At 65.2% G+C, this 23306-nt stretch carries 26 protein-coding genes; 9 read left to right on the plus strand and 17 right to left on the minus strand.

Annotated features, from left to right (window positions below):
* Nucleotides 1-42: 42 nt before the first annotated feature.
* A complete protein-coding gene (locus FAZ21_RS16140; RefSeq protein WP_136774476.1) occupies nucleotides 43-666 on the minus strand; it encodes a DNA-3-methyladenine glycosylase family protein in 624 nt (207 codons plus the stop codon).
* Nucleotides 666-1997, minus strand: coding sequence for a metalloprotease PmbA (pmbA, locus tag FAZ21_RS16145; RefSeq protein WP_136774477.1), 1332 nt, complete (start codon nucleotides 1995-1997; stop codon nucleotides 666-668). Before pmbA ends, FAZ21_RS16140 begins: the two co-directional genes overlap by 1 nt.
* A 78-nt stretch (nucleotides 1998-2075) precedes the next feature.
* Between pmbA and yjgA the strand changes: the two genes are divergently transcribed.
* From yjgA to FAZ21_RS16165, 4 genes are read left to right on the plus strand one after another with little or no spacing between them, the layout of a single operon-like run.
* The gene (gene yjgA, locus FAZ21_RS16150) at nucleotides 2076-2615 is read left to right on the plus strand and encodes a ribosome biogenesis factor YjgA (RefSeq protein ID WP_136774478.1); all 540 of its coding nucleotides are present in this window, start codon (nucleotides 2076-2078) and stop codon (nucleotides 2613-2615) included.
* Between the two features lie 7 nt (nucleotides 2616-2622).
* A complete protein-coding gene (locus FAZ21_RS16155; protein WP_136774479.1) occupies nucleotides 2623-3282 on the plus strand; it encodes an HAD family hydrolase in 660 nt (219 codons plus the stop codon).
* On the plus strand, nucleotides 3279-3866 hold the full coding sequence (mog, locus tag FAZ21_RS16160; protein WP_136774480.1) for a molybdopterin adenylyltransferase: 588 nt from the start codon (nucleotides 3279-3281) through the stop codon (nucleotides 3864-3866). Before FAZ21_RS16155 ends, mog begins: the two co-directional genes overlap by 4 nt.
* A 1-nt stretch (nucleotide 3867) precedes the next feature.
* Nucleotides 3868-4545: an alpha/beta hydrolase gene (locus tag FAZ21_RS16165; protein ID WP_136774481.1), complete on the plus strand. Its 678-nt coding sequence runs from the start codon at nucleotides 3868-3870 to the stop codon at nucleotides 4543-4545.
* Nucleotides 4546-4702: 157 nt separating this feature from the next.
* Here FAZ21_RS16165 and FAZ21_RS16170 read toward each other — a convergent pair whose 3' ends face one another.
* The 14 genes from FAZ21_RS16170 to rpoE form a co-directional block, all read right to left on the minus strand.
* Nucleotides 4703-6418, minus strand: coding sequence for a cyclic-di-GMP receptor FimW-related protein (locus FAZ21_RS16170; protein WP_136774482.1), 1716 nt, complete (start codon nucleotides 6416-6418; stop codon nucleotides 4703-4705).
* A gap of 13 nt (nucleotides 6419-6431) precedes the next feature.
* Nucleotides 6432-6809, minus strand: coding sequence for a SpoIIAA family protein (locus FAZ21_RS16175; protein WP_136774483.1), 378 nt, complete (start codon nucleotides 6807-6809; stop codon nucleotides 6432-6434).
* Between the two features lie 95 nt (nucleotides 6810-6904).
* Nucleotides 6905-7660: a DNA repair protein RecO gene (gene recO, locus FAZ21_RS16180; protein WP_136774484.1), complete on the minus strand. Its 756-nt coding sequence runs from the start codon at nucleotides 7658-7660 to the stop codon at nucleotides 6905-6907.
* A 10-nt stretch (nucleotides 7661-7670) separates the two neighbouring features.
* A complete protein-coding gene (gene era / locus FAZ21_RS16185; RefSeq protein ID WP_136774485.1) occupies nucleotides 7671-8597 on the minus strand; it encodes a GTPase Era in 927 nt (308 codons plus the stop codon).
* Between the two features lie 26 nt (nucleotides 8598-8623).
* Entirely contained in the window at nucleotides 8624-9331 is a 708-nt protein-coding gene (gene rnc, locus FAZ21_RS16190) for a ribonuclease III (protein WP_136774486.1), read from the minus strand.
* Nucleotides 9331-9693 (minus strand): DUF4845 domain-containing protein, encoded by a 363-nt coding sequence (locus FAZ21_RS16195; RefSeq protein ID WP_169307458.1) that lies wholly within the window; start codon nucleotides 9691-9693, stop codon nucleotides 9331-9333. The genes rnc and FAZ21_RS16195 overlap by 1 nt, the downstream gene beginning before the upstream one ends.
* 23 nt (nucleotides 9694-9716) lie before the next feature.
* Nucleotides 9717-10673, minus strand: a complete 957-nt coding sequence (lepB, locus tag FAZ21_RS16200) for a signal peptidase I (RefSeq protein WP_136774488.1) — start codon at nucleotides 10671-10673, stop codon at nucleotides 9717-9719.
* A 14-nt stretch (nucleotides 10674-10687) separates the two neighbouring features.
* On the minus strand, nucleotides 10688-12481 hold the full coding sequence (gene lepA, locus FAZ21_RS16205; RefSeq protein WP_136774489.1) for a translation elongation factor 4: 1794 nt from the start codon (nucleotides 12479-12481) through the stop codon (nucleotides 10688-10690).
* A 72-nt stretch (nucleotides 12482-12553) separates the two neighbouring features.
* Nucleotides 12554-12799, minus strand: a complete 246-nt coding sequence (locus FAZ21_RS16210; protein WP_373279543.1) for a glutaredoxin family protein — start codon at nucleotides 12797-12799, stop codon at nucleotides 12554-12556.
* Nucleotides 12796-14217 carry a DegQ family serine endoprotease gene (locus FAZ21_RS16215; protein WP_246038712.1) on the minus strand — a complete coding sequence of 474 codons (1422 nt, stop codon included), beginning with the start codon at nucleotides 14215-14217 and terminating at the stop codon, nucleotides 12796-12798. The genes FAZ21_RS16210 and FAZ21_RS16215 overlap by 4 nt, the downstream gene beginning before the upstream one ends.
* Nucleotides 14214-14723 (minus strand): SoxR reducing system RseC family protein, encoded by a 510-nt coding sequence (locus tag FAZ21_RS16220; RefSeq protein WP_136774490.1) that lies wholly within the window; start codon nucleotides 14721-14723, stop codon nucleotides 14214-14216. Before FAZ21_RS16220 ends, FAZ21_RS16215 begins: the two co-directional genes overlap by 4 nt.
* A 3-nt stretch (nucleotides 14724-14726) precedes the next feature.
* The gene (locus tag FAZ21_RS16225) at nucleotides 14727-15725 is read right to left on the minus strand and encodes a MucB/RseB C-terminal domain-containing protein (RefSeq protein ID WP_136774491.1); all 999 of its coding nucleotides are present in this window, start codon (nucleotides 15723-15725) and stop codon (nucleotides 14727-14729) included.
* Nucleotides 15725-16213: a sigma-E factor negative regulatory protein gene (locus tag FAZ21_RS16230; protein ID WP_136774492.1), complete on the minus strand. Its 489-nt coding sequence runs from the start codon at nucleotides 16211-16213 to the stop codon at nucleotides 15725-15727. Before FAZ21_RS16230 ends, FAZ21_RS16225 begins: the two co-directional genes overlap by 1 nt.
* A gap of 29 nt (nucleotides 16214-16242) precedes the next feature.
* Entirely contained in the window at nucleotides 16243-16860 is a 618-nt protein-coding gene (gene rpoE / locus FAZ21_RS16235) for an RNA polymerase sigma factor RpoE (RefSeq protein WP_136774501.1), read from the minus strand.
* Nucleotides 16861-17040: 180 nt separating this feature from the next.
* Here rpoE and nadB point away from each other — a divergent pair, with 180 nt between their 5' ends.
* From nadB to FAZ21_RS16250, 3 genes are all read left to right on the plus strand, one after another.
* Complete coding sequence (gene nadB / locus FAZ21_RS16240) at nucleotides 17041-18621, plus strand: L-aspartate oxidase (protein WP_136774493.1); 1581 nt, start codon at nucleotides 17041-17043, stop codon at nucleotides 18619-18621.
* 46 nt (nucleotides 18622-18667) lie between these two features.
* The gene (locus tag FAZ21_RS16245; RefSeq protein WP_136774494.1) at nucleotides 18668-19837 is read left to right on the plus strand and encodes an AAA family ATPase; all 1170 of its coding nucleotides are present in this window, start codon (nucleotides 18668-18670) and stop codon (nucleotides 19835-19837) included.
* 227 nt (nucleotides 19838-20064) lie between these two features.
* Entirely contained in the window at nucleotides 20065-20454 is a 390-nt protein-coding gene (locus FAZ21_RS16250) for a hypothetical protein (protein ID WP_136774495.1), read from the plus strand.
* 37 nt (nucleotides 20455-20491) lie between these two features.
* Here FAZ21_RS16250 and FAZ21_RS20400 read toward each other — a convergent pair whose 3' ends face one another.
* The gene (locus tag FAZ21_RS20400; RefSeq protein WP_169307459.1) at nucleotides 20492-20665 is read right to left on the minus strand and encodes a hypothetical protein; all 174 of its coding nucleotides are present in this window, start codon (nucleotides 20663-20665) and stop codon (nucleotides 20492-20494) included.
* Nucleotides 20666-21178: 513 nt separating this feature from the next.
* Here FAZ21_RS20400 and FAZ21_RS16255 point away from each other — a divergent pair.
* Nucleotides 21179-21643 (plus strand): organic hydroperoxide resistance protein, encoded by a 465-nt coding sequence (locus FAZ21_RS16255; protein WP_136774496.1) that lies wholly within the window; start codon nucleotides 21179-21181, stop codon nucleotides 21641-21643.
* A gap of 123 nt (nucleotides 21644-21766) precedes the next feature.
* Nucleotides 21767-23306 (plus strand): heavy metal translocating P-type ATPase (locus FAZ21_RS16260; RefSeq protein ID WP_136774497.1); only part of this gene is annotated, 1540 nt, incomplete at its 3' end.

The raw sequence follows: 23306 nt of genomic DNA on the forward strand, positions 1-23306 counted from the left end.
CGGCAGCTCCGCGCTGCCGTTTTCCTTGCCCGGCGCCGGCGCTCAGTAGGATACGGGCAAGGGGTCCAGGCTACGCCAGAGATACCACGTCGCCACCGAGCAGAACGGCGCCCAGCGCGCGGCCAGTGCCTGGACCTCCTGGCGCGGCAGCCGCTCGCCACCGTGGTAATGCAGGGCAATGCCCTTGAGCAGGCCGATATCGTCGAGCGGCAGCACATTGGGCCGCATCAGGTGGAAGATCAGGAACATCTCGGCTGTCCAGCGGCCAATCCCGCGGATATCGGTCAATGCCGCAATCACCGCCTCATCGTCCAGCGCGGCCAGCCGGCCCGAATCCAGGCTGCCGGCCACGTGATGGCGCGCCAGGTCCAGCAGGTATTCCGCCTTGCGCTGCGACAGACCGCAGCTCCTGAGCGCGGGAATCTCGAGCCGCAGCAACTGCTCGCCTTCCAGCGGGCCGGTCAAGGCCAGCAATCGCTGCCAGATCGTATCGGCCGCCTTGACCGAAATCTGCTGTCCGACGATGGATCGCGCCAGGGTCAGCAGCACATCGCCCCGCCCTTCCAGCGCCATACCCGGATAGCGGGCGATCAGTTCCGCCATCACCGGGTCGCGCGCAGCGAGTTCGCCGCAGGCGGCATCCCAGTAGGCCGGCCTGCCCGACATCACTCGCCCGCGACCGTCATCTTGCCGATCAGGATCGAACCGACGCGCCGGCTGCTGGACATCAGCACATCGTCGCCGATGCCGACAATATCGTGGAACATGTCGCGCAGATTGCCGGCCACGGTGATCTCCTCCACCGGGTACTGGATCACACCGTTCTCCACCCAGAAACCGGCCGCGCCACGCGAATAGTCGCCGGTCACCAGATTGATGCCGTGCCCCAGCAACTCGGTCACCAGCAGGCCGGTGCCGAGCTGGGCCAGCAACGATTCGAAGGTGGCCGTGGGCGTGACCAGCAGGTTGTGCGGCCCGCCCGCGTTGCCGGTGCTGCTCATGCCCAGCTTGCGCGCCGAATAGCTGGAGAGGAAATATCCCGACAGCACCCCGGCGCTAACCAGCTCGCGCCGGTGCGTCGCAACCCCCTCGGCATCGAAGCTGCCGCTGGCCAGGCCCTTCTTCAGGAACGGGTCTTCCACGATCTCGACGCAGGGCGCAAACACCTGCGTGCCCAGGCTGTCGAGCAGGAACGACGACTTGCGGTAGAGGCTGGAACCGCTCACCGCCGACACCCAGTGCGACAACAACGAGCTGGCCACCGGCGCCTCGAACAGCACCGGGTATTCCCCGGTCTTGCAACGCCGGGCGCCCAGGCGGCGCACGGCGCGCTCGCCCGCCTTGCGCCCGATGCTGGCGGCGGAATCCAGATCGGCATGCGCGCGGGTGGCGCTATACCAGTAATCCCGCTGCATCGCGCCGTTTTCCTCGGCGATCACGGCGGCGGACAACGAATAGCGCGTACCAGTGCCCGCGCCGGAAAACCCCAGCGAATCGGCATAGGCCCAGCGCGAGGCATGCGTGGACAGGCTGCCGCCATCGGAATTGCGGATGCGCGGATCGACATCGCGCGCCGCCTGTTCGCAGGCCTGGGCCAGCTCGATCGCGCCTTCCACCGGCAGCGCCCACGGATGGTAGAGATCGAGGTCGGGAAAGGACGTGGCCAGGGAGGCAACATCCGGTAGGCCGGCGAACGGGTCCTCGGCGGTATAGCGGGCAATGGCCAGGGCCGCCTGGACCGTATCGCTCAGTGCCTGCGGGGAAAAGTCGGACGTGCTGGCGTGGCCCTTGCGCTGGCCCATGTAGACCGTGACGCCGACCCCCTTGTCGCGGTTGTATTCGATGGTTTCCACTTCGCCCAGCCGCACACTGACGTTCTGCCCGACCGACTCCGAGACCTCCACGTCGGCGGCGGTGGCGCCCTGCGCACTGGCCTGGTCGAGCACCTGTGCGGCGAGTTGTTGCAATTGCTGTTCGCTGAAGGAGAAGGCGGACACGAGTTATTCCTTGGCTGGTGGGCAATGGAGGGTGGACCGTTTGGTATCATAACGGTTTTGCAAAAGCCGCCCCAAACGATGAGCCAGGATGATCTCGACCGAGACGACGATGTCGAACTCGTGAGCAAGACGCGCATGAAGCGCGAAGCCGAAACCTTGCAGGCCCTGGGCGAGGCGCTGATCCCGCTCGACCGCAAGCATCTGGAAACGCTGGACCTGCCCGACAAGCTGTTCGATGCGATCCTGGAGGCCAAGCGGCTGAAGGCGCACGGCGCCATCGCCCGCCAGAAACAATTCATCGGCAAACTGATGCGTCACGTCGATCCCGCGCCGATCCAGGCGCTGCTCGACACGCTGGCTGGCGTTTCCGATCGCCATACCGCGTGGCTGCATCAGCTGGAACGCCTGCGCGAAGCGCTGATCACCGATCCCAAGCGGCTGGAAGGCTTCGTCGCCGACCATCCGGACGTGGATATCCAGCGCCTGCGCCAGTTGATCCGTGGCGCGCAGAAAGAGCGCGCCGACACCGCGGCCGGCAAGCAGGTGCCGCCCAAGGCGTTCCGCGAGCTGTTCCAGATGCTGAAGGACCACATCACCGAACCACCACTTGCCGAGTAGGATTGCCATGTCGCTTGCATTACCCGCCACTTTCGATGCGGTGCTGTTCGACATGGATGGCACGCTGATCGATTCCACGCCTTGCGTCGAACGTATCTGGCGCCGCTGGGCCGCCGATGTCGGCATCGATGCCGAGGAACTGATCGCCCACATGCACGGCGTGCGCGGCCAGGACACCATCAAGCGCTTCGCGCCGCATGTCGATCTGGATCGCGAATTCAACCGCCTGCTGGAATGGGAACTGGCCGACCTCGAAGGCACCACCGCCATCGTCGGCATCGAGCAGCGGGTTGCCGAACTGCGCGGCGCCCGCTATGGCATCGTCACCTCGGCCATGCGCCAGTTGGCGCAGGTGAAACTGAATTACTGCGGCCTGGTTCCCCCAGCCGCGATGGTATGCAGCGAGGATGTGGAACACGGCAAGCCGTTCCCCGATCCCTTCCTGCTGGGCGCGCGCCAGTTGCTGGCCGACCCGGAGCGCTGCCTGGCGTTCGAAGACGCGCCGAGCGGCATCCGCGCCGCCAAGACCGCCGGAATGACGGTGGTCGCCCTGACCACCTCGCATCACCCCGACGAACTGGCCGAGGCCGACCTGCTGATCAGCGACTGGCGCGCGCTGCGTTTCGCGCTGGCCGATGGTGGCGCGGTGGTGGTGGCCCACGCATGACCGTGCTGAAAATCGGCCTGGTCGCCACCTCCGATCGCGCCAGCCAGGGCGTCTACCGCGATCAGGGCATTCCCGCGCTGGAGGCCTGGCTGGCCCAGGCCCTGTCCACGCCATTCGAAACGGTCTCGCGCCTGATTGCCGACGACCAGGCCGAGATCGAAGCCACGCTGATCGAACTGGTGGATGCGCAAGGCTGTCATCTGGTGCTGACCACGGGCGGCACCGGCCCCGCGCCGCGCGACGTAACGCCGGACGCCACACTGGCGGTTGCCAGCCGGGTGATGCCCGGGTTCGGCGAGCAGATGCGGCAGGTAAGCCTGCATTTCGTGCCCACCGCCCTGCTCTCACGCCAGGTCGGCGCGATCCGGGGTAGCTGCCTGATCCTCAACCTGCCGGGCCAGCCCCGCTCGATCAAGGAAACGCTGGAAGGCGTGAAGGATGCCGCCGGCGCCACCGTGATCCCCGGCGTGTTCGCGGCCGTGCCCTATTGCCTTCAGTTGCTGGGGGCGCCCCATGTCGATACCCATGCGCAAGTGGTCGCGTCTTTCCGCCCCAAATCAGCCAGCGCACCCAAGGACCAATGAAATGAGCCAGAACGAATTGTTGCCCTGCGTGGAAATCGAAACCGGGGCCACTCCCGTCGCCAGCGTGATCTGGCTGCACGGCCTGGGGGCCGACGGCAACGACTTCGCCCCGGTGGTGCCCGAACTGGGCCTGCCGGACAGCCTGCCGATCCGCTTCGTCTTCCCGCACGCACCCTACATGCCGATCACCTGCAACAACGGCTACGTGATGCGCGCCTGGTATGACATCCTCTATTTCGACAGCATCGACCGGCATGCCGACGAGGCCGGGGTGGCCCAGTCGGTGGACTTGGTGCGCGATCTGATCGCGCGGGAAAACGAACGGGGCATCCCGACCGAACGCATCGTCCTGGCCGGCTTTTCGCAGGGCGGCGCCATCGCCTACACGGCCGGCCTGCTGCACCCGGAGCGCTTGGCCGGCATCGTCGCGCTATCGACCTATCTGCCGGTCCCCCGGCTGATCGAAACCGAGCGCAGCGCCGCCAATGGGCAGACGCCCGTTTTCGCCGGCCACGGCACCGCCGACCCGGTGGTACCGCTGGCGCTGGGCCAGGCCGCGCAGCAACGCCTCACCGAGCTGGGGCACCCGCTGGAATGGCATACCTACCCGATGCAGCATTCGGTCTGCCTGCCCGAAATCGCCCAGATCGGCGCCTTCCTGCAACGCGTGCTGGCCTAGGGCATGTCGTTACCTGTTTCACGACAGCGTTCGGTGCAGTTCGGGATGCCGTTCCGCACTGCACGAACGCTGTCGCGAAACAATGGATGACCCGCGCTAGCCGCGCCGAAAACGACAACGCCCTCGAACGAGGGCGTTGTCCGAAGGCCGCCACCGGCTACTGCTTGATGACCTGCAAGGCCACCCAGATCCAGTCCACGCCTTTTTCCAGGATCGACCCCAGGCTGACGGTAAAGCTGCGATCGCGGGCCTGCACCCGGTAGAGCCGGTCGCTCGCGTAGTCCGCGCCATACAGGATCAAGGTGTTCATGTTGCTGCCATCCTGCCCGCGATAAGGCAGGTAGAGCGCCAGCTTCTGGCTGGGCAGTTCGATCCCCCCCAGCTCGGTCAGCTCCGACACGATCATCGGTTCGTTGCTGCTCTTGCCGTTGATCTGCTGGATGCTCACCGCCACCGGCGTGGCCGACAGCACCTGGATGCCGGTATAGATTTCGTCGTTGCCGCGACGCGCCAGCCGGCGCACCACGCCCACCTGCCAGTTCTGCGCATCTCCCAGCCGCACGCCCAGCAGACGCCCCGGTCGCACCCAGTCGTTTTCCGAATAGCGCAACACCGCGCCGAAGCCACCCTTGGATTCGTTTTCGATCAGCCAGGACTGGGTTTCGATGCGTGGCGCGCCAATCGTGCCCCCCGGCATCTGTTGCAGCTTGGAGCGCGTACGTGCGGAAACGAAGCCATACAGCCGCATGTCCATCAATTCGTCGTAATCGACCTGGGTCCGCGTTTCGGTCGGCTGGCGGGTGTGCTTTTCGTTGTCGGCGCGAACCTGCTGGCAGATCACATCCAGGCCATGCACCACCTCGGCGGCCTTGCGCACATCGAAACGCTCGCTGCGCTGGATCTGCGCATTGCGGATCGACATGGTCCAGAACATCTCGATGTGCTTGAGCAGCTCCAGGCAGGATGGCGTCCGGCAATCGCTGCCCAGGCCCAGTTCCGCCGGCGAAGCCCCACCTTCCAGGCGCTTGATCGTCTCCTGCACCTCATGCAGCAGGTCGAACAGCCCCCAGTAGCGAAATGGCTCGCCGGTGGATTCGGGCTGAATCTTCTGCGGCCCCTGCGGCTCTTGCAGGTTCACGCAGAAATGATCGCGGTCGTCCTGGTTGCGGCGATTGAGCTGGACCAGCTTGGACCAGTTGTCCAGCCACTGATCCACCCAGTCGATCTGGCGCACCGACAGATTGTTCGCCGACAGCGTCGCCAGCATCAGCAACTGGATGTATTCGTCGGCGCAGGAGCTGACCCCCTTGTCGCGCGCCGGATAAAGCGCGAAGGGATTGCTGTCGAAGCCTTCGATTTCGGACAGCCGATAGAAGCGGTGCGCCAGCGTCCACAACTTCCCCGGCACCTTCTCGAAGCGAAAGTAATGCCATTTGGCCTCGAGCGCGATGTAATGCAGGCTGCGCGCCAGTACCAGCGGCATATGCTCCGTGAACCCGGCGGTACGGTAGATTTCATCGCCTTCGTGTTCGATGAAGCGCTGGTAGCTGTCGATCATCCGTTGCGAAAAACCAACGATGTCCTGCCACAGCCGCTGCTCCATGTCCTTGGCCATGCGCGGGTTGGACACGTACTGGTAACGAATCGCCTCGAAAGCGGCCTGGGCGACGTTATCCACCATCACCAGTGCCTGGAGCGACTCGAAGTCGGGCTTGCCCGGGTGCTCCAGGTACTTGGCAACCGCCTCGCTCACCTTGCCGAGCTGCGTCTGGGGGTCCAGTACGTCGATGCGCCGACACCAAGCCATTGCGATCTTGGGGTTGGAAAGCGGTGATTTTTCGCGTGAGAGCAGGCTGGTAATGAATTCGCGCATCGTTGGATGTCTTTTATGTTGAAACTGGCGCTCGATCCGTTTCGCTGTCCGCGGTCAGCCAGAGCTTGGCGCTCTCCATATCCGGGAACAGCTCGATTCTCGCGTCGGTGAGTATCTGGGCCAGCCAGGCCGACCACGTCACCCACTGATCGTTCGTCAGGAGGGCCACTTTGCCGAAATCCTGTCGATGTGCCCGACTGAATCGTACTTCCTCGACCGCCATGTCGATCGTGTAGCTTAGCATCTCCGTCAGATCAAACAGCAAATTAGCGCGTCCACGGAAGCGTATTTCATACAGTACGTTTTCCTCGAACTCGCGAAAATCGCTCAATGTGAACTCGCCCAACACGGCGACGTGCACAAAGTCCTGCTCGTGAGTGATGGTGATCATGATCCAGCCCTCCCGGCATAGCCGACAATTTCCAGTTGTCAGCATAGCCTTTTCAGCCACGGAGCGGTGATGCGGCAACCGCCCTTCGTCGGTGGTCAGAAGCGCTGCAAATCGATCAGGAGCTGCCGCGTATGCAAGGGCTCGCCGCCGATCAGCGAAGCGATCATCTGGCGCATCAGTGGCTTGACCTGAACCAGCCAGCGGGGTTCCGGGTTTCCCGCGGCCAGCGCCAGCAATGCCTCGCCGGAACAGGAGCCCGCCGTGGCGGCGGTGCGTGCCAGGCCAGTACCGGCCGCGAACCCGTAGCGCAGCCCGGCTTCGATGGCCTGGCCCTCGGCGGTGATGCCCCAGTCCGGCGCATACCCCAGCGTGGAGAGCAGCGTGAGTTCAAAGCGCCGCAAGATGGGCTCCACCTCGCCGCCGGCATCGCGCGGCAATGCGGCCAAGGCCTGGATGGCTTCGAAATAGGCGGCAAACAGGATGGGACTGGGCGTGTCGCGCGGCAGTAGACGCTGGAGCAGCTCGTTCAGATAAAAGCCACACAGCAAGGGCTGGCCGGAAAGCTGCGCGATGCCGCCCTGCCATTCAGCGGCGTGCAGGGTCTTGAGTTCGCCGGCCCCGAACCAGGACAACAGCAGCGGCTGAAACCCGAGCAGCACCGCCCTCGCCTGCGAACCGGGGCGTTGCGCGCCCCGCGCCACGATGGCCAGGCGGCCGTGATCGCGGGAAAACACGTCCAGCAGCCGGCTGGTCTCGCGATATGGCTGCTGATGCAGCACGAGCGCAGGCTGGGCATCGACGCGCGGCGTGTCAGCAGCGCTCTTGCGTCGCGGTTTTCGAGCTGCCGCCACGATGGTTTTCTTACTCGAAGCCTTGCTGGCGCAGCACGCGGGTGTCGTCGGCCCAGCCGCTCTTCACCTTGACCCACACTTCGAGATACACCTTGGCGTCGAACAGCTTTTCCATGTCCTGCCGCGCCTCGGTGCCGATACGCTTGAGCTTTTCGCCGTTCCGCCCGATCAGGATCGCCTTCTGGCTGTCCCGGTCGACCAATACGGCGGCGTAGATCCGGCGCAGCTCGCGGCCATCCTTGGTCTGCTCTTCGTCGAACTTCTCGATCTCCACCGTCATCGCATAAGGCAACTCATCGCCCATCAGGCGGAAGATTTTCTCGCGCACGATTTCGGCGGCCAGGAAACGCTCGTTGCGGTCGGTGACCTGGTCTTCCTCGTACAGCGGCACCGATTCGGGCAGCAACGGCTTGACCGCCTTCAGCAACCCATCGAGTTGCTGGCCCTTCTGGGCCGACACCGGCACGATGGCGGCGAAATCGCGCTGGGCGGCGATACGCTCGATAAAGGGCAGCAACTGGGCACGATCCGCCATCAGGTCGATCTTGTTGATCACCAGCAGCGCGGGACGATCGGGCGGAATCAGCTTGAGCACGGCTTCATCGTCCGGCCCCCAGCGCCCGGCCTCGACCACCAGCAGGATCACATCCACATCGGCCAGCGTGGTGGTCACGTTGCGGTTCATCGCCTGGTTCAGCGCGTTGCGATGCCGGGTCTGGAAGCCCGGCGTATCGACGAACACGACCTGCGCATCTGCCTCGGTCAGCACGCCGGTGATGCGATGGCGGGTGGTCTGCGCCTTGCGCGAGGTGATGCTCAGCTTCAGGCCGATCAGGTGATTGAGCAGCGTGGACTTGCCGACGTTGGGACGGCCCACGATAGCGACAAAGCCACAGCGGTAGCCATCGGCCCCGCTTTCTTCGAGATGGTCGGACATGGATTTCCTTGTAGGCCGGCCGCGCCTCAGAAGCGCTTGGCCTTGCCCGGGTAACGGTCTTTCAGCGTGCCCAGCGCATCGGCTGCGGCGGCCTGTTCGGCCACGCGGCGGCTGGCACCTTCCGCGCGGGTTTCGACACCGAGTGATTCGATGCGGCAACCCACTTCGAAAATCTGGTTGGGCGAATCGCCCTCCTGGCGCAACAGCAGGTATTGCGGCAATGCCACGCGGCGCGCCTGCAACCATTCCTGCAACGCGGTCTTGGCATCCTTGAGCGCGCGCGACGGATCGATGCCGGCGATACGCGGTGCGAACAGCCGCTCGACCACCGCCTGCGCCGCCTCGAAACCGGCGTCGAACCAGATGGCGCCAAACAGGGCCTCCAGCGCATCGGCCAGGATGGAGGGCCGGCGATGGCCGCCGCTCTTCAATTCGCCTTCGCCCAGATTAAGATAGTCGCCGAGATGCAGCGCGCCAGCCACCTCGGCCAGCGCGTCCTGACAGACGAGGCTGGCGCGCAGCCGGGACAGTTCGCCTTCGGTCAACTGGGGAAAGGCCACGAACAGCGCCCGGGCGACCACCGCGTTGAGCACGCTGTCGCCGACGAACTCCAGCCGTTCGTTATGCGTCGAGGAAAAGCTGCGGTGGGTCAGTGCCTGCCGCAGCAAGCGGGGATCGGAAAAGGAATGGCCGAGCACCTTGGCCAGGTGCTCGGCGGGCAGCACGACGCTCACTACTCGGTCGATCCCGACGCTGCCTCGGCATCGAAGTCGAACAGCAGGCTGACATTGGCCACCAGCGGTACCACTTTCTCATAGCTGGTACTGATGGTGGTCCGGCCGCCGGTCTGCACGATCACCAGATCCTGCGCCTTCACCGCTTCGATGTTGCTGATGTTGGCATGGCGATTGTAGGACTCGCGGATCGCCGACGGCGGCTCCGAGGCGTGATCCCTCACCAGGATTTTCAACGTGCTTTTCACGCTGAAATACTCCACATACGCCGGAACCACCTTGAAGAAGGTGATGGCAGCGAGCGCCACCAGTATCGCGACGATGATGAAGCCAACGAACGACATGCCCGATTGCTTGCGCATTGACTGCTCCCCTGTTCCGGCCATCAGCGGATGACGGTGCCGATACGGCCGAGTTGCTTGTAATTGAACCAGACGAAGAAGGCGCGACCCACCACGTACTCGTCCGTCACGAAACCCCAGTAGCGGCTGTCCGCGCTGTGGTCCCGGTTGTCGCCCATCATGAAGTAGTGGCCTTCCGGCACCTTGCAGACAAAGCCGCTGTCATCATAACGGCAGTTTTCGCGATACGGGAAGCTGTCCACCTGGTCTTCCTTGATCCAGGGCTGATCCGGCACGACAAAGGTATCGTACTGCTTGTTTTCGAACTTCTCGTGCACGCGCAGCACCGGGTTCATGTAGATGCCTTCCGCGTACTCATCCGGCCCGGCCACGTCCGCCGTGACCATCTGGCCATTCACCGTCAGCTTCTTGTCGCGGTATTCGACCGTATCGCCCGGCAGCCCGATCACGCGCTTGATGTAGTTGATCGCCGGATTCTTCGGATAGTTGAACACCATCACATCGCCGTGCTGCGGCGTGCCGACCGGGATCACCACCGTGTTGAGCACCGGCAGGCGAATGCCGTAGGCGTACTTGTTCACCAGGATGAAGTCGCCCACCACCAGCCCCGGGCGCATCGACGACGACGGAATCTGGTACGGCTCGACCAGGAAGGAGCGCAGCAGGAACACCACCAGGATCACCGGGAAGAAACCGCGGCCGTATTCCACCCAGTCGGCCGGGCGCGCACCCTGGCGCTTCTTGGCCAGCACGCACTTGTCGGCCACCCAGATCACGCCGGTGATCACGACGAAGATCAGCATCGCGGCGGCGATCGAGAAGAAGTTCACCAGCAGGATGAACACCCCGACGATCACGGCCAGATAGCCGTACTGCACCAGTTGCGGCGGCTCGTCGCCCTTGCGTTCGTGCTTGGCGCCAATGATCGAGAGAATGATCCCGACCACCGTCACCACGACACCGATGAGTTGCCAGTTCATGCGGATTCCTTATTTTATTTATCGGAGACTTGCAGGATGGCGAGGAATGCCTCCTGCGGGATTTCCACGTTGCCAACCTGCTTCATGCGCTTCTTGCCGGCCTTCTGCTTTTCCAGCAGCTTCTTCTTGCGGGTGATGTCGCCGCCATAGCACTTGGCCAGCACGTCCTTGCGCATCGCCTTCACCGTTTCACGCGCGATGATCTGCCCGCCGATGGCCGCCTGCACCGCCACGTCGTACATCTGGCGCGGAATCAGCTCGCGCATCTTGCTGACCAGCTCGCGGCCGCGATACACACTGTTGGCCCGGTGGACGATCAGGCTGAGCGCATCGACGCGCTCGCCGTTGACCAGCACGTCCAGCTTGACCAGATCGGCCGGCTGGAATTCCTTGAAGTCGTAATCCAGCGACGCATAGCCACGCGACACCGATTTCAGCTTGTCGAAGAAATCCATCACCACTTCGGCCATCGGCAGCTCGTAGGTCAGCATCACCTGCCGCCCCATGTACTGCATGTTGCGCTGCACGCCGCGCTTGACGTTGCACAGCGTCATCACCGGGCCGACATAATCCTGCGGCACCAGAATGGTGGCGGTGATGATGGGCTCGCGGATTTCCTCGTACTTGGACGGATCGGGCAGCTTGGACGGGTTTTCGATCTGCACCACGTCGCCGCCCTTCATCACCAGTTCGTACACCACGGTGGGCGCGGTGGTGATGAGGTCCATGTCGAATTCGCGTTCCAGCCGCTCCTGCACGATCTCCAGATGCAGCAGGCCCAGGAAACCGCAGCGGAAACCGAAGCCCAGCGCCTGCGATACCTCCGGCTCGAAGTGCAGCGAAGCATCGTTCAGCTTCAGCTTGGTCAGTGAATCGCGCAGCGACTCGTAATCGTGGGATTCCACCGGGTACAGCCCGGCGAACACCTGGGACTTCACATCCTTGAAGCCCGGCAACGGCGCCTCGGCGGCCGGACGCACGTGCGTGATGGTGTCGCCCACCTTGGCGGATGCCAGCTCCTTGATGCCGGCGATCACGAACCCCACCTCGCCCGCCTTCAGCGTCTCGCGCGGGATCGATTTCGGCGTGAATACCCCCACCTGCTCGCACAGATGCTGCGCCTTGGTGGACATGAACAGCAGCTTGTCCTTGGGCGCGATCTGGCCATCGACCACGCGGACCAGCATCACCACGCCCACGTAGTTGTCGAACCACGAATCGATGATCAGCGCCTTGAGCGGGCCATCGGCGTTGCCGGTGGGCGGCGGAATGCGGCTGACCACTTCCTCCAGGATGTCCTGGATGCCGATGCCGGACTTGGCCGAGGCGCGCACTGCGTCGGCGGCCTCGATACCGATGATGTCCTCGATTTCCTGGGCCACGCGCTCGGGCTCGGCCGCCGGCAGGTCGATCTTGTTGAGCACCGGGCGCACTTCGACGCCCAGCTCGATCGCCGTATAGCAGTTGGCAACGGTCTGCGCCTCGACGCCCTGCGACGCATCCACCACCAGCAAGGCGCCTTCGCAGGCGGACAACGACCGGCTGACTTCATAGCTGAAGTCCACGTGCCCCGGGGTATCGATCAGGTTCAGGTTGTAGATCTGGCCGTCGAGCGCCTTGTACTGCAAGGCGGCGGTCTGGGCCTTGATGGTGATGCCGCGTTCCTTCTCGATATCCATCGAGTCGAGCACCTGTTCGCTCATTTCGCGCAACTCCAGCCCACCGCAGAACTGGATGAAGCGGTCGGCCAGGGTGGATTTGCCGTGGTCGATGTGGGCGATGATCGAGAAATTGCGGATATGCTTCATGTACGGCTTGGACTTCCATTAAAAAGGGCACGCAACGCGTGCCCTTGCTGCTTTTTCGAATAGCCGTGGATTCTAGCGGAATTTCGCCAGGCGATCATCCAGCGCCGCCAGGTCCAGGTGATAGTGGCAGATTTCGACGTCGTCGCCATCGGCCAGCACCGGCACCCATTCACCGTGGCGTGTCTCCAGCGCCTCATCGTCGTCGATGTCCACCCAGCGCACGCCAAACCCGCGCCCGGGCGCGAGCTGCGCCAGTTGCTCGCGCATCGTGGTGCACAGCCCGCAGTATTCGCGCCCGTACAGCGTCAGTTCGATCACTTGTCCGGCGCCTTCAGCGAAATGAACAGCGACGCTCCGCCGCGCAATACGCGCAACGGCAACGCCTGCCCCGGCTTGAGATCGTCCAGCGCCTTCTTCAGTTGCGCGGTGCTGGTCAGCTCCTGGCCGCCGATGCCGGCAATCACGTCGCCCTGCATCAGCCCGGCCTTGCTCGCCGCGCCGGCGGCCCCCTGCACGACCAGCCCATACTTCAGGCCCAACTCCTTCAACTGGCGCGGATTGGTGATTTCGCGCACCGAGAGGCCGAAGCGGTTGCTGTCTTCCTTCTTGCCGCCCTTGTACTCGCGCCCCGCGCTCGCACGGTCCGGCTGATCCATTTCGCCGATCACCACGTTCACGTCACGGGCGGCCTTGTCGCGCCATATCTGCAACCTGGCGTTGGTCCCCGGCTTGGTATCGGTCACCATGCGCGGCAGATCGGACGTCGTCACCACCGGCTGGCCATTGAAGGCCATGACGATATCGCCCGGCTTGAGGCCGGCCTTGTCGCCCGGGCCATCCTTTTCCACCGACGACACCAGTGCGCCGGACGCCTTGGGCAGGCCAAAGCTCTTGGCCAGCTCTTCATTCACTTCCTGCACGGTCACGCCGATCCGGCCGCGCGACACCTTGCCGCTGACCTTCAGTTGTTCGGCCACCTTCATCGCGACATCGATGGGAATCGCGAACGACAGCCCCATGTAGCCACCGGAACGGCTGTAGATCTGCGAATTGATGCCGACGACCTCGCCCTTCATATTGAACAACGGGCCACCGGAGTTGCCCGGATTGATCGCCACGTCGGTCTGGATGAAAGGCACATAGGTTTCGTCGGGCAGGTTGCGGCCCTTGCCGGAGACGATCCCCGCGGTCACGGTGTTTTCCAGCCCGAACGGCGAACCAATGGCCACCACCCATTCGCCCACCTTCAGTTGCTCGGCATTGCCGAGGTCCACCTTGGGCAGATTGGGGGCTTCGATCTTCAGCAACGCCACATCGGTCCGCGCATCGGAGCCGATCACCGTCGCCTTGAACTCACGCTTATCGACCAGCTTGACCTTGATTTCATCCGCATCGGCGATCACATGCGCATTGGTCAGCACATAGCCCGCGCCATCGATGATGAACCCGGAGCCGAGCGACTGCGTCTGCCGCTCGCGCGGGGGCTGCGGCGCCATCGGCGGCAACGGGAATCCAAAGCGGCGGAACAGATTGAGCGTATCGTCGTCCAGGCCGCCGATACCGGCTTCGTTCTCGCGCACGGTCCCCGTGGTCGAGACATTCACGACGGCACGGCCTTCCTTTTCGACCAGTTGCGTAAAGTCGGGCAACGATGCCGCGTTGGCGGCGAACACACTGGCAGCCCCAAGGGCCACGACACCGGCAAACATCCAGGCTTGAGTCGAGATCGTTTTCATGGCTTTTGATGGAGAGTGGAACGGGAACAGTTCGAAACCCGCGCGTCCGGGCGGGCTCCAGGGGAATCCGAATCAGGGTATACGGCAAGGATGCGTGGCTCCGCATTGTGCGGCGCGCGTCGTTTCAACCAGCCGAAGGCGCCGAGCAAACCCAGCCCGCCCCCCGCCACGGCGCCGAACTCGCGCCACGCGGCGGGCACCAGCATGCCACCCAGCGTGGCGCCGGCCAGCAAGGCCACCAACGGCACGCCGTAGCCGGTCAAGGCCGCCGACAACAGCGCGCGGTCACCGATGCCGACCCGCACCTGGTCGCCCGGTTGCGCCACCAGATCGTTCTTCACGCGAAAGCCGCGCTGCGTCTGGCCGAACAGCCGGCTCAGCGCCACCGCCTTGCAACCGGTCGCCGGATCACAGTGGCCACAGGGCGTGTGCGGCCTGATGCGAACCCAGGCGTGATGGCCGCTGACGCGCTCCACTTCCGCATCGGTTTCGATCCAGCCTGGCATCGATCACTCCGCCGGCGTGGGTTCGCGCAGCACGTAGGCGTTGCTCAACTGCTGCACCGCCTCGGTCGGTACTTCGCCCACCACCGTCAGCACATAGTTGCCGAAGGGACGGCTGAAGAAGCTCAGGCCACCCTGCTGCGAAATGCTGGGCACCGTCGCGCGTTGCATCGGCTCGATAAAGACCGAAACCGTCACCAGCCCGTCGCTGTAGAGATGATGCGTGACAGGGCGGGCCTTGCCCCACAGGCTGCGCTTGGCCTTGACCAGCCGGAAGCCCGGCGGCAGGCCGCGTACCTCCCACTCGGGGTCCTGCATCTTCAACGCATCGCCCTCGCTGTTCTCCAGCGGCAACACGCGCAGCGGATGGCTCGGCTTGAGCAGCTTGCGGTCGATGGTCCCGCCGATCTGTATCTGCGAAAAGGTGAACAGCTCGATGGGCTCGTTCCGCAGGCCGACCATCATCGACTTCAGCATCAAGCCGCTTTCGGGGTGAATCCAGTAGCGGTGCGGATAGCGGAAGCGGTCGCGCGGCTCGAACTCATAGATATCGGCCGCCACGCCGGCCACGCGCGCATGGCCCGCCTTGCGGATCACGTAGCCGGATAGCACCTGCTGCGCCTGATCGGGCCATTGCCGGGGGAAAAGCTTGGACATCATGCGGCGGTCGATCGACGACGGATAGGCATCCTCCGGCAGGAACAGCCCGACGCGATCGCCCTCGCGCATCAGCTCCAGCGGCGGACCATCGAGCGTTTCGCGACGTTCGATATCCTTGTCGCCATCGGCGATGTGCACCACGCGCACCGTCTCGAAACGGTCGCCGTACTGGTGGACATACACGCCATGGTAGGAAACCAGTCGGGGGGCGTTGGCCACCCGCTGCACCAACTGATTGGCTTCGGCCGCCGACAGGGGAGTCGGCGTCGCCGGCCCTGCTGCCAACAGGGAAGTACTGGCCAGCAATACACCACCAGCCAACAACCACGCGCTTGGAATTCTCATTACTTTGCTTGCGAGGGATCGAAAGAAGCCTGCATGAACTCCCGCCCCGTAAAGGGGTTGCCGGAGTCGTGGCGATGGGCGGCAAGGTAGCTCTGCATGCGCAGGCCTTCGTCGTCCACGCCCTGGGTCTGCTGGGCCAGCGCCACGGCGGGGGCCGCATTGTTGCGCACGGCGCTGTAATAGGCCTGCCAGCCGACGACGCTGACAAAAGCCACCGACGCGGCGGCGGAAAGCGGCACCAGCGCCCGTCGCAACAGGGAACGACGCCTGGCGGGCACCATGACGATGGGCTCGGCGGCCAGCCGGTCGGAGAAGCGCTTCATGAAATCGGGGGACAGCAGGGGATGCTCCTGCATCACGTCGCCGACCAGATGCCAATCCTGCCAGTCCTGGCGCAGGTCACCATCGACGCTGAGCTGGCCGAGCAACCGATCGTGTTCCTTGGCTTCAAGCTCGCTGTCGATCAATGCGGACAACTGCTCTTTCATGGTGGGAAACCCTCTTTATTTATGCCGGCCTACCAGCGCCGGTCTTTGCCGACCGTTTCCAGCAACGGCTTCAATTTTGCCGAAATAGCCTCGCGAGCGCGAAAGATTCGTGAGCGCACTGTACCAATCGGGCAATTCATCATGCTGGCGATGTCTTCATAGGAGAGCCCCTCCATCTCGCGCAGCGTGATCGCGGTACGAAGCTCGTCGGGCAACGTCTCGACGACTTCATTGACAGTTCGGACAATCTCGCGATTGGCAAGTTCAGACTCAGGCGTGTGGTAGTCAGGTATTTGTGCCGCCGCGTCGAGTGTCTCGCCGTCTTCGTCTTCGTAATCGGCGGAAAGTTGCGGCCGTCGCCCCAGCGAGGCGAGGTAATTCTTCGCGGTGTTGATCGCGATGCGGTAAAGCCAGGTGTAGAAGGCGGATTCGCCACGGAAGGACGGCAGGGCGCGATAGGCCTTGATAAAGGCTTCCTGGGTGACATCCTCGATTTCGCCGGGATCGCGGATCAGGCGCGACAGCAGGCGCGCGATACGCCGTTGGTATTTGGCCACCAGCAGCTCGAAGGCGCGCTTGTCCCCTGCCTGGGCGCGGGAAACCAGCTCCTGGTCGATCTCCCGTTCAGTGCGTTTCTCCAAAAGCATGCTCCGTTCATCGGCCCGCCTGGCGGGCTCTTTCTCGTAATGCTGTATCAAATGGTGCCGGACGAACGGTTTTACAAGAGTCTTGATCCAGCCCATCTTTTACAGAGCGGGCGCCGCAAGCGCGAGCCCGCTCTGTTATATTCGCTGGCCTCACAATTCACCAGTGAAAATGAACACGCCATGCAGCAATTCGACGTTCTGATCGTGGGTAGCGGGCTGGGCGGGATGACCATCGCGCTGAATCTGGCCGATACGCTCAAGGTAGGCCTCGTCACCAAGCGCACCCTGCGCGACGGCGGCAGCGGCTGGGCCCAGGGCGGCATCGCCGCCGTGCTGGATGGCCAGGACAGCATCGAACTGCATATCAAGGATACGCACGTGGCCGGGGCCGGCCTGTGCGATACGGACGCCACCCGCTTCATCATCGAACACTCGCGCGACGCCATCGACTGGCTGATCGCCATGGGCGTGCCCTTCACGCGCGACCAGGGCGGCGAAACCAGCTACCAGGGCTTCCACCTGACCCGCGAAGGCGGCCACAGCCACCGCCGCATCATCCACGCGGCGGACGCCACCGGCGCGGCGGTGATCGACACCCTGGCCAAGAAGGTGGCGGCGCACCCGAACATCACGGTGCTGGAAAACCACATCGCGCTCGACCTCATCACCTCCGCCAAGCTGGGGCAGCCCGAGCCGCGCGCCTGGGGCGCCTATGTCTACGACATCGAGCGCGACCAGGTGAAGACGGTGCTGGCCGGCCAGACCGTGCTGGCCACGGGCGGCGCCGGCAAGGTCTACCTGTACACCAGCAACCCCGACGTCGCGACCGGCGACGGCATCGCCATCGGCTGGCGCGCCGGTTGCCGCGTGTCCAACATGGAATTCATCCAGTTCCATCCCACCTGCCTCTATCACCCCGACGCCAAGTCGTTCCTGATCACCGAGGCGGTGCGCGGCGAAGGCGGCATCCTGCGCCTGCCGGACGGCACGCGCTTCATGCCCGCGCACGACGAGCGCGCCGAGCTGGCCCCGCGCGACGTGGTGGCCCGCGCCATCGACTTCGAAATGAAGCGCGGCGGCTACGACTGCGTGTACCTGGACATCAGCTACAAGCCGGCCGCCTTCGTGAAGGAGCACTTCCCCACCATCTACCAGCGCTGCCTGGAACTGGGCATCGACATCACCAAGCAGCCGATCCCGGTGGTGCCCGCCGCGCACTACACCTGCGGCGGACTGGTGGTGGATCTGGTCGGGCGTACCGACCTGCCCGGCCTCTACGGCGTGGGCGAAGTCGCCTGCACCGGCCTGCATGGCGCCAACCGGCTGGCCTCCAACTCCCTGCTCGAATGCATGGTGGTCGGCAAGGCCGCCGCCGCCGACATCCTCGCCGCCGGCAAGGTCGAACTGCCGCCGGTCCCCGAATGGGACGAAAGCCGCGTCACCGACCCGGACGAGGAAGTGGTGATCTCGCACAACTGGGACGAACTGCGCCGCTTCATGTGGGACTACGTGGGCATCGTGCGCACCAACAAGCGGCTGGCGCGCGCGCTGCATCGCATCCAGTTGCTCCAGGGCGAAATCCAGGAGTACTACAGCAACTTCCGCGTCTCCAATGACCTGATCGAGCTGCGCAACCTGGTGATCACCGCCGAACTGATCGTGCGCTGCGCCATGGCGCGCCAGGAAAGCCGGGGCCTGCACTACAGCCGCGACTACCCCGGCCTGCTGCCCGAGGCCAAGCCCACCATTCTCACCCCCTGACCGGACAGCGCTTGCCGGCGCGACGGTCCCACCGGCCGAGGTTCGCTTGCTCACCACGCTGGCCATCGCCAACTACCGCTCGCTGCGCGCCCTGACCTTGCCGCTGGGCCGGCTCAACGTCGTCACCGGCGCCAACGGCAGCGGCAGCGGCAAATCCAGTGTCTACCGCGCATTGCGCCTGCTGGCCGAAACGGCGCAAGGCGGCGTGATCACCAGCCTGGCGCGCGAAGGCGGCCTGCAATCGACATTGTGGGCGGGGCCGGAAACGCTGTCCCGCGCGATGAAGCGCGGCGACGTACCGGTACAAGGCACGGTACGCAGCGAGCCGGTCAATCTCAGGCTCGGCTTCGCCGCCGACGACTTCGGCTACGCCATCGACCTGGGCCTGCCGCCGCCGATCCCGCGCACCATGTTCCAGCACGATCCGCAGATCAAGCGCGAATGCATCTGGGCCGGGCCGCTGTTCCGCGAAGCCAGCGTGCTGGCCGATCGCCGCAATGGCGCGTTCAAGCTGCGCGATGGCCGCGCCTGGCAGGTACTGCATCAGAACGTCCCCAGCTTCGACAGCATCTTCACGCATTGCGCCGACCCGCGCGCCGCGCCCGAAGTGCTCACCTTGCGCGAACGGATACGCGGCTGGCGCTTCTACGACCATTTCCGCAGCGACGCCGACGCACCCGCGCGCCAGCCGCAGATCGGCACCCATGCCCCGGTGCTGGCCAACGACGGCGCCAATCTGGCCGCCGCCTTGCAGACCATCCGCGAGATCGGCGACGGCGAAGCGCTCGACGCGGCCATCGACGACGCCTTCCCGGGCGCGCGCATCGAGATCGAGCAGGCCGAGGGGCGCTTCAGCATCGGCATGTGGCAACCCGGCCTGTTGCGGCCACTGCGCGCCGGCGAACTGTCGGACGGCACGCTGCGCTACCTGCTGCTGGTCGCCGCGCTGTGCTCGCCCCGCCCGCCCGGCCTGCTGGTCCTGAACGAGCCCGAAACCAGCCTGCATCCCGACCTGCTGCCGGCGCTGGGCCGGCTGATCGCCCTGGCTGCCGAGGACACCCAGGTGCTGGTGGTGTCGCATGCCGCCCGCCTGATCGCCACGCTGGAACGCGCGGACGACTGCCAGTCGCTGATGCTGGAAAAGGAACTCGGCGAAACACGCATCGTCGGGCAGACCCCGCTGGACCAGCCACCCTGGCACTGGCCCGCGCGATGATTCCAGCCATCGTCATCCATACCCGCTGGCTATTGTCCCGCTGGATGGGGGGCCGCTCCCTAGGGTGAATCGACCTTCAAACGTGGGTGCGAAGGAGGAAGGCCGGATGCAGGGCAAGGCGTGCCGAGCGAAGTGGGGTGATCCCCACGAGCGAGGCACAACGCAGCCATCCGGCCCACGGACCAACGCATCCTATGTTTGAAGGTCGATTCACCCTAGGACCATTCGTGCTGATCCGGCCCGAACACCAGGGCGATGCCGCGCTGCTGGCGCATGAACTGGAACACACCCGCCAATGGTGGTGGCTGGCGGCGCCGACAGCGCTGCTGGCCGGCGTGCTGGCGCTGGTGCCCGCCCTCGCCGACTGGCGCCCCTGGCTGGGCGCGCTGGCCGCCTTCGGCCTGGTGTTGCAGGGTGTGCACTACCTGTTGCTGCCACCCTACCGGCGCTGGTCCGAAATCCGGGCCTATCGCATCACCCTCGCCCACGCCGCGCCCGTCCATTTCGAGCGGACATTACGCTTCGCCGCCCATGCGCTGGCGCACCACTACTGGCTGCGCCTGAGCGAAGACGAAGCACGCCGGCTGTTGCTGGCCCAGTCCCGCACGCATCGGTAAAAACGCCAACGCCGCTGGCATTTCTACATCCGCATGGTCATACCCCCAGGTCGTCGCTGGCATCGCGCCGCTGCCGGCGGCGCTGCTCGCTCACGGTGGGGTCGGACGCCACATAGTTGCCCTCCCCGCGCTCGCGCGTCGCCGGATCGTCGCTGCGACCGCGCTCCACCGCCGTTTCATCGCCTAAGCTGGCGCTGTCGACATGTTCCACCCGCCGGGGGCGTACCTAGGGCGAATCGACATTCAAACACGGGATGCGTTGGCCCGTGGGCCGGATGGCTACGCGAAGCGCGGCGCAGCAGATAGCTCTCCTATCTGCAAGCCGTGCGACAAAGCAGACGCCGGCCCACGGGCCAACCCGAAGGGAAGGAGGAAGGCCGGGCGCATGGCTGCGTTGTGCCTCGCTCGTGGGGATTACCCCACTTCACTCGGCACGCCTTGCCCTGCATCCCGGTCTTCGTCCTTCGCACCCGCGTTTGAATGTCGATTCGCCCTTGTGCTCCCGGTCGGCCGCGTCGCTGGCCACGGTCTGGCCGGAAGTCCGCATCGATGTTGGATCCGTTTTCATATTGCCGCCTCCAGAGATGATTGCGCGTCCTGACCCGCGTGGAACGAAGCTTGCATAGATCGACACCGCACCCGCGCCGGCCCCTTGCCGGCATCCGGATCATGCAAACCCCATGCCACCACCCCATACCCCCAGGCAACCACACAGGAGTACCCGATGAGCGACATCCTCTACACGGCCCGCGCCACCGCCCATGGTGGCCGCGAAGGCACCGTGAAATCGTCCGATGGCGTGCTGGACATCAAGCTCGCCGTACCGAAGGAGCTGGGCGGGCCAGGCGGCGCGGCCACCAACCCCGAGCAACTGTTCGCCGCCGGCTACGCGGCCTGCTTCGAATCGGCGATCCGCTTCGTCGCGCGCCAGCGCCATATCCAGCTCGATGACGTCCAGGTCACCGCCGAGGTCGGCATCGGCAAGCGCGACGCGGGCGGCTTCCAGCTCGCAGTCCACCTGATCGCCGCCTTCCCCAACCTGGATTACGCCCAGGCCAACGACGTGGCCCAGGCGGCGCATCACGATATCTGCCCGTACTCCCACGCCACGCGCGGCAACGTGGACGTCACCGTCTCGGTCACCGGCACCGACGGCCAGCCCTTGCCCGCCACCAACGCCACCGGCTGACGGCCTGCCCGGCGCTGGCCTGCGCATCCGGCCAGCGCCCTCCCCCTTTTTCACTGGCCGGTCTTGCCAAATACCCCCGGGGGGTTCAATATACCCCCATACCGTATGTGAGCAGGTCGCCCCATGAACCGCGAAATCACCCTTCCCATCTCCGGCATGAGTTGCGCCGCGTGTGCCACGCGCATCGAAAAGGTACTCAACCGGCAGCCCGGCCTGCGCGCCACCGTCAACTTCGCCACCGAAACCGCCCAGATCGCCCTGGAAGGCGACGCCACCGTGGCCCAGGCGCAGGACGCCATCCGCAAGGCCGGCTACGATGTGCCCCGGCAGACGCTGGAACTCGACATCGACGGCATGACCTGCGCCGCCTGCGCCACGCGGATCGAAAAAGTGCTCAACCGGCAGCCCGGCGTGCAGGCCACCGTCAATTTCGCCACCGAAACCGCGCATCTGGAATTCGCCGCCGGCTCGTTCAGCGACGACGATGCGGTACGGGCGGTGGAAAAGGCCGGCTACCAGGCACGGCTGCGCGTGCCGGATACCCCCCGCCCCCATGACGACCGCGCGTTGCGCCGGGCGTGGTGGTCGTTCGGCATCGCCGCCGTGCTGACCGCGCCACTGATGCTGGAAATGGCCGCCATGCTGGGGGGCCGTCACGAAGTCGTTCCCCGCATGCTGCAATTGCTGCTGGCGACGCTGGTGCAGTTCAGCGTCGGCCTGCGCTTCTATCGCGGGGCGTGGCACGCGCTGCGCGGCGGCGCCGCCAACATGGACGTGCTGGTGGCCCTGGGCACCACCATGGCGTGGGGCTACAGCGCGGCGGTCACGCTCGGCGGCGCCCAGCACCAGCATGTCTATTTCGAAGCCAGCGCAGCGGTGATCACGCTGGTCATCCTGGGCAAGCTGCTGGAAACCCGCGCCAAGGGTCGCACCGCCGGCGCCATCGCCGAATTGCTGGCGCTGCAACCCCGGACAGCCCGCGTGGAGCGCGACGGCAAACTGCTCGACCTGCCGATCGGCGAACTGCGTCCCGGCGACGTGGTGGTGATCCGCCATGGCGAGCAGGTCCCGGTGGATGGCGAAGTGCTGGAAGGCCAGGCCGCCATCGACGAAGCCATGCTGACCGGCGAATCGGTGCCCGTCGCCAAGGCCGCGCGCGACACCGTCTATGCCGGCACACGCAATGTGGACGGCATGCTCAAGGTGCGCGCCACCAGCGTGGGCGGCGCCACCCAGCTTGCCGAGATCGTCCGGCTGGTGGCGCAGGCGCAAGGCTCCAAGGCACCGATCCAGCAACTGGCCGACCGCATTTCTGCCGTGTTCGTGCCGGTGGTGGTGGCGATCGCGTTGGTCACCTTCGCCGTTACCTGGTGGTGGAGCGGCGATTTCCCGACCGCGCTGATGCACGCGGTGGCGGTGCTGGTGATCGCCTGCCCCTGCGCGCTGGGGCTCGCCACGCCGACGGCGGTGATGGTCGGCGTCGGGCTGGGCGCGCGCCACGGCATCCTGTTCCGCAACGCGGAAGCGCTGGAGGCCGCCGGCAAGCTGGACGTGCTGGTGGTCGACAAGACCGGCACGCTGACCGAGGGCCGCCCCGCCGTCACCGCCATCGCGCCCGCCGAAGGACAGGACCCCGCCGCGCTGTTGCGGCTGGCCGCCAGCG

Source organism: Chitiniphilus eburneus (assembly GCF_005048205.1).
In the GTDB taxonomy this organism is placed as follows: Bacteria; Pseudomonadota; Gammaproteobacteria; order Burkholderiales; family Chitinibacteraceae; genus Chitiniphilus; species Chitiniphilus eburneus.

Excerpts from the sequence above, each read along its gene's own strand:
- FAZ21_RS16140 (WP_136774476.1), bottom strand. The coding sequence starts at position 666 with ATGTCGGGCAGGCCGGCCTACTGGGATGCCGCCTGCGGCGAACTCGCT.
- yjgA (WP_136774478.1), top strand. The coding sequence starts at position 2,076 with ATGAGCCAGGATGATCTCGACCGAGACGACGATGTCGAACTCGTGAGC.
- FAZ21_RS16155 (WP_136774479.1), top strand. The coding sequence starts at position 2,623 with ATGTCGCTTGCATTACCCGCCACTTTCGATGCGGTGCTGTTCGACATG.
- mog (WP_136774480.1), top strand. The coding sequence starts at position 3,279 with ATGACCGTGCTGAAAATCGGCCTGGTCGCCACCTCCGATCGCGCCAGC.
- FAZ21_RS16165 (WP_136774481.1), top strand. The coding sequence starts at position 3,868 with ATGAGCCAGAACGAATTGTTGCCCTGCGTGGAAATCGAAACCGGGGCC.
- FAZ21_RS16170 (WP_136774482.1), bottom strand. The coding sequence starts at position 6,418 with ATGCGCGAATTCATTACCAGCCTGCTCTCACGCGAAAAATCACCGCTT.
- FAZ21_RS16175 (WP_136774483.1), bottom strand. The coding sequence starts at position 6,809 with ATGATCACCATCACTCACGAGCAGGACTTTGTGCACGTCGCCGTGTTG.
- era (WP_136774485.1), bottom strand. The coding sequence starts at position 8,597 with ATGTCCGACCATCTCGAAGAAAGCGGGGCCGATGGCTACCGCTGTGGC.
- FAZ21_RS16195 (WP_169307458.1), bottom strand. The coding sequence starts at position 9,693 with ATGCGCAAGCAATCGGGCATGTCGTTCGTTGGCTTCATCATCGTCGCG.
- lepB (WP_136774488.1), bottom strand. The coding sequence starts at position 10,673 with ATGAACTGGCAACTCATCGGTGTCGTGGTGACGGTGGTCGGGATCATT.
- lepA (WP_136774489.1), bottom strand. The coding sequence starts at position 12,481 with ATGAAGCATATCCGCAATTTCTCGATCATCGCCCACATCGACCACGGC.
- FAZ21_RS16215 (WP_246038712.1), bottom strand. The coding sequence starts at position 14,217 with ATGAAAACGATCTCGACTCAAGCCTGGATGTTTGCCGGTGTCGTGGCC.
- FAZ21_RS16220 (WP_136774490.1), bottom strand. The coding sequence starts at position 14,723 with ATGCCAGGCTGGATCGAAACCGATGCGGAAGTGGAGCGCGTCAGCGGC.
- FAZ21_RS16225 (WP_136774491.1), bottom strand. The coding sequence starts at position 15,725 with ATGAGAATTCCAAGCGCGTGGTTGTTGGCTGGTGGTGTATTGCTGGCC.
- FAZ21_RS16230 (WP_136774492.1), bottom strand. The coding sequence starts at position 16,213 with ATGAAAGAGCAGTTGTCCGCATTGATCGACAGCGAGCTTGAAGCCAAG.
- rpoE (WP_136774501.1), bottom strand. The coding sequence starts at position 16,860 with ATGCTTTTGGAGAAACGCACTGAACGGGAGATCGACCAGGAGCTGGTT.
- nadB (WP_136774493.1), top strand. The coding sequence starts at position 17,041 with ATGCAGCAATTCGACGTTCTGATCGTGGGTAGCGGGCTGGGCGGGATG.
- FAZ21_RS16255 (WP_136774496.1), top strand. The coding sequence starts at position 21,179 with ATGAGCGACATCCTCTACACGGCCCGCGCCACCGCCCATGGTGGCCGC.